We start from the raw sequence: 4,902 nt of genomic DNA on the forward strand, positions 1-4,902 counted from the left end.
CAACCGTGGGCCAGGTCAGATACACAGACTTCAGGACACTCCCGGGAAGGAGCCGGGCGTCTGGCCGGCTAGAGCGTTTTCTTCTCAATCTGGCTCATATCCTGCTGCGGTGAAGAAGTTTGCGCATTCTTTTGGTGAGATCTGATCGATCAGTGTGCCGATCCTGTCCCACAGAGCATCACGTGTGCGTTCTGCGGCTTTGCGGAGAAGGGCCTTGAGTTTGGAGAAGGCTTTTTCGATGGAATTGAAATCGGGGCTGTAGGGCGGGAGATAGCGCACGGTGGCGCCTGCCGCTTCGATCGCGGCCTGGACGCCCGGGCCCTTGTGCGAGCCGAGATTATCCATGATGACGATGTCGCCGGGCCGTAGGTCGGGCACAAGGATACGATCAACATAGGTCTGGAAGCTGCGGCCGTTGATCGGACCATCCAGCACCATTGGCGCCACGATGCCGGTCAGTCGCAACCCGGCGATGAACGTCGTGGTTTTCCAATGACCATGCGGCACGGCGGAGCGCAGTCTTTGGCCACGCAAACACCGCCCGTAGCGCCGTGCCATATTCGTGGAGGCCCAGGTTTCGTCGATGAAAACCAGCCGCGCTGGATCGAGATCGGGCTGGGCATCGAACCAGTCCTGTCGTCGTGTCAGGATGTCCGGCCGGTCCTGCTCCGCCGCGTGAGCGGTCTTTTTTTCCATGTGATCCGGTGACGTGCGAAGAAACGCCACAGCGTGCCGATCGCGAAGTGATGCCCGTCATCAGCCAGTCGGGCACGGATTTCGGCCAATGTCAGATCGTCCTTCTCGGCGATCAGAGCATGGATACGCCCTGCCTGCGCCTCGATCCTGTGTGACAGGCGGTCCCCGCCACGCGGCTTGGCGGCAGGACTGCCGGTCGCGGCGGACAACGAACACCAGCGGATCGCACTCGCCGGACTGACACCAAACCGTTCAGCCGCCTGGCGGCGGGACATACCATTCGAAACCGCCGCGACAACACGGTCGCGGAGATCCAGAGACAGCGTGCGTGATGACATCCAAAGCCGGCCCCCCACCCGGCTACCATCTTGAATCAGATCACGCGACCAATGGGAATCCTCTATGATTCAAACCGCACAGAAAACGCTCTAGCAGGCGGCCGAAGCGCGCGACACAAGCCAGACGGGTCGTAAGGTACCCGTCTTCAATGACGTACCAGGTTCCCGGTGCATCGGGCGGCCGATCGACCACAACGACGATGCGTAGCACGCCAGAATCGCGGTCCAGCACGAGATGGATGCCATCGGGACCGTCATAGCGATGGACTTTCCTGTTATGCTTTTACAGTCCAGGACAGCGCGCGGAGCACGCCGGACTATAACCGAGGCACCCACTGTTGGTGCCTTCCGCTCGCGCCGTGGACGCGGCGCGTTGTCTTGGCAGCGTTGTGATCCCCGAACCAATAACGTCCTCTTTCCAGCCATACTCTCCGCGAGCCGGCCCCGCCGGCGAGCGCCGTACGCGCCGGGCAGCGGCGAATAAATCAATCCGGTTCCAACCGTAGAAGCTGACAGCAAAGCCGCCCCATTTCAGGACATGGTGCATCTGGTTGAAGGCCGGCCGGAGCCAGTGCGCATAAGCTGCACGCTGTCGCCGTTGAGGATGGCGTTGCGGAAATCGGTCACCGTGGTGATGTTGCCGGTCATGATCTTTGCCCTTTGTTCCGCGAGGAACAGCCCCCGCTGTTCCTCTGCCTCGCGGCGAGCAGCGGGGCAGCAACGGCAAGGATGAGCGATGAGGCGGGGTATCGCCCGGTCTGCACGGAGCGCAGGAAGATCGGGGACACCCCATCGGACGGCGTCAGCGCGCTGACGCGAACCCTTACCGGCGCGAGGGCGGAGCCATTAGCTTTTTTCCTCTTTTTCCTGATAACGGCTTTTGATTGCGTCCCCTGTGTCGCTGTCATAATCTGCATTCATGGTCCGCACTCCTTCTACAAAACCTGCCACCCGCAAATCCGCCGCATCCGCGAAAGTTGGCACGACCGTCACGAAAGACAATCTGAAAGCCCTTGGTGCGGATCGGCTTGCAGACCTTCTGGTCGAACTGTCGGAACAGGATGCCGTGCTCACCCGGAAGCTGCGCATGGCGCTGACAGCCACTCATGCGAAAGACAAACTCGGCAAGGAGATCGAAAAGAGGCTGCGAACGATCCAGCGTTCCCGTGGATTCCTGCCCTGGGACCGGATCAAACCCCTTACGACCGAGCTCGATGCCTTACGGCAATCCATTCTCAAAGATGTTGCAACGACGGATGTCGGGCAGGCCATTTCCGCCATGCGTCTTCTCGTGGAACTTGCTCCTTCCGTCTATGAGCGCTCTGATGACAGTTCCGGTTACCTGTCAGATGTGTTTCGCGAAGCGGCCTCCGATCTTGGCTCCCTCTGGGGACGACAGGCTGGTCGGGATCCGGCTGTCACTGTCAGGGATATGCTCACACTTCTCGATAACGACGGGTATGGCACCTGTGACCACCTGCTTGTCTCGTGCGGTGAAGCACTGGGGAAGCCGGGCGCGGCCATACTCAGAAACACGCTGCTTGCACGACTGCACGACCTTCCCGCCTCAAATGCGAAGGGAGACTATCGTACCGACTTTGCGCGCATGCAGACCCTCGGTCATCTGAAGGATCTGGCCGATGCAATAGGTGACGTCGATGCCTATATCGAAGCAGTCAACCTGAGTGAACGTCAGTCCTCTTCTATCGGCGATGTTGCACGTCGCCTGCTGGACAAGGAGCGTGCCCATGAGGCGCTCGAATGGCTCGACCGGGAGACTGAGGAGACGCCCCGGTTCCGCTGGGAAAATGACGATCTTCGGATCGAAGCGTGCGAAGCCGTGGGCGACCGCGACACAGCCCAGTCCCTGCGATGGAAAGTCTTTCAGGAACGCCTGAGTCTGCCGCACTGGCAGGCATACCAACGCCATCTCAGCGATTACGATGCGATTGATGCTGAAGAACAGGCACTCAATCACATCCGTAATTTCCCGGTCAGGGGCGTAGCCCTTTCCACTCTTCTTAAATGGCCAGCGCTCGACGCTGCTGCCCGTCTCGTGCGGGAGCATACGGCAGAACTGGACGGGCGTGATTACGGAACACTACGTCCGGCTGCGGATCGTCTGTCTGAATCGTATCCCAATGAGGCGACCCTTCTTTACCGCCTGCTGGTCGAGGCCGTGCTGAATAAGGCGCTTTCCCGCTATTATTCCTATGCGGCGAAGGATCTCGCCTCCTGTCGGCTGCTTGCACAACTGCTGACAGCGACAAACGGCATGGAAACCCATGAAGCCTTTATGACCCGCTTGAAAGCGCAGAATAAGCGCAAGCTGGGTTTCTGGTCGCTGATCGGTGAATAATTAAAGACAGCGATAGGGGCAGCTGAATGTCTGTCAGGTTGTGAAACGTCATCGGCGTAATCAAGGATTTCGTCGACCTGCTTCATGATGTTCAGGGCCTATCCTAAATTTCGTGTTTGGGCGTTTGATGCGAAAGAAGGAGCAGCATCATGGCCCGACGCAAGAAACCCATCATCCCTGACGATGTTCTGGACCAGGTTCTGGCTGGCCGCGTGGTCCGCACGATGTCAGACGCAGATGCCCTTCTGGGCGATATGAAGAAAGCCCTGGCGGAGCGGTTGCTCAACGCAGAACTGGACCACCATCTGGCCGGCGAGGCTGTGGCTGGTCGCCCGAACTGTCGCAATGGCTATGGGCAGAAGACGGTGCTGACGGATGCCGGTCGGGTACGGCTGGACATCCCCCGTGATCGGGCGGGAACGTTCGATCCGCAACTGATCGCCCGCTACCGGCGGCGGTTTCCCGGCTTCGACGATCGAGTCATCTCGATGTATGCGCGTGGGATGAGCGTACGTGAGATCCAGGGCCATCTGCTTGAAATCTATGGGATGGAAGCTTCGCCGGACCTGATCAGCGTCATCACCGACGCCGTTCTGGACGAAGTGGCAGCCTGGCAGAACCGGCCGCTGGAGGTGGTCTATCCGGTGGTGTTCTTCGATGCCCTGCGGGTGAAGATCCGTGACGAAGGCATGGTGCGCAACAAGGCGGTGCATATCGCCCTGGGCATACGCGCCGACGGCACGAAGGAGGTCCTCGGCCTGTGGATCGAGCAGAACGAGGGCGCCAAATTCTGGCTCCGTGTCATGAACGAGCTACGCCATCGTGGCGTCGAGGATATCCTGCTGGCCATGGTTGATGGGCTCAAGGGCTTTCCCGACGCCATCCGCGCGGTTTTTCCCGAAGCCCTGGTGCAGACCTGCATCGTTCACCTGCTGCGCCATTCGCTGGATTTCGTCGCCTGGAAAGATCGCAAATCCGTGGCCACGGCTCTGAAGGATATCTACCGGGCGGTGGACGCCGAGACTGGAAAAACCGCTCTGGCTGCCTTTGCCGAAAGCCCCTGGGGTCGGAAATACGCAGCGATCGTACAGTCCTGGGAGCGGGCCTGGGAGGAGGTCATTCCCTTCTACGCCTTCCCTGCCGACGTCCGGAAACTGGTCTATACGACCAATGCCATAGAAGCGCTGAACGCCAAGCTCAGGCGGGCCGTCCGGGCCAGAGGGCATTTCCCCAATGACGATGCGGCCCTCAAGCTCTTCTTTCTGGCCTTGAATCGAGCCGAGAAAGAATGGATCATGCCCCCAAGGGAATGGTCCATGGCAAAGGCCCAGTTCGCCATTCTCTTCGGTGACCGCTTCGCCCGCGCCACCGTCTGATCAATAACGTGAACAACGCCTCTTACACGAAATTCCTGACAGTCCCTGATGTTCACGATCAGCCGGTTTGATGTGATCAGCATTACGGAACGCATGATGGTTTCCTTCACTGACATTCAACTCCTCAGCATCC

The 4,902-nt window shown here is 59.5% G+C and carries 3 protein-coding genes; 2 read left to right on the forward strand and 1 reads right to left on the reverse strand.

Annotated features, from left to right (window positions below):
* Positions 1 to 84 precede the first annotated feature (84 nt).
* Positions 85 to 1,034 (reverse strand): IS630 family transposase gene (locus B7449_RS12260; RefSeq protein ID WP_373321516.1). Its coding sequence is split into 2 segments (ribosomal slippage): positions 85 to 692 and positions 692 to 1,034, totalling 951 coding nucleotides; the frame shifts between segments, so codons are not numbered across the junction.
* 919 nt (positions 1,035 to 1,953) lie between these two features.
* Between B7449_RS12260 and B7449_RS12280 the strand changes: the two genes are divergently transcribed.
* Both B7449_RS12280 and B7449_RS12285 read left to right on the forward strand, forming a co-directional pair.
* Positions 1,954 to 3,393 carry a DUF6880 family protein gene (locus B7449_RS12280; RefSeq protein WP_048883663.1) on the forward strand — a complete coding sequence of 480 codons (1,440 nt, stop codon included), beginning with the start codon at positions 1,954 to 1,956 and terminating at the stop codon, positions 3,391 to 3,393.
* A 149-nt stretch (positions 3,394 to 3,542) separates the two neighbouring features.
* On the forward strand, positions 3,543 to 4,769 hold the full coding sequence (locus B7449_RS12285; protein WP_025440199.1) for an IS256 family transposase: 1,227 nt from the start codon (positions 3,543 to 3,545) through the stop codon (positions 4,767 to 4,769).
* The last annotated feature ends 133 nt before the right edge of the window (positions 4,770 to 4,902 follow it).

Source organism: Komagataeibacter intermedius TF2, from assembly GCF_000964425.1.
GTDB lineage: Bacteria > Pseudomonadota > Alphaproteobacteria > Acetobacterales > Acetobacteraceae > Komagataeibacter > Komagataeibacter intermedius.

Bases quoted from the DNA above. Each gene is read 5' to 3' on its own strand.
- B7449_RS12285 (WP_025440199.1), top strand. From the start codon at position 3,543: ATGGCCCGACGCAAGAAACCCATCATCCCTGACGATGTTCTGGACCAG.
- B7449_RS12280 (WP_048883663.1), top strand. From the start codon at position 1,954: ATGGTCCGCACTCCTTCTACAAAACCTGCCACCCGCAAATCCGCCGCA.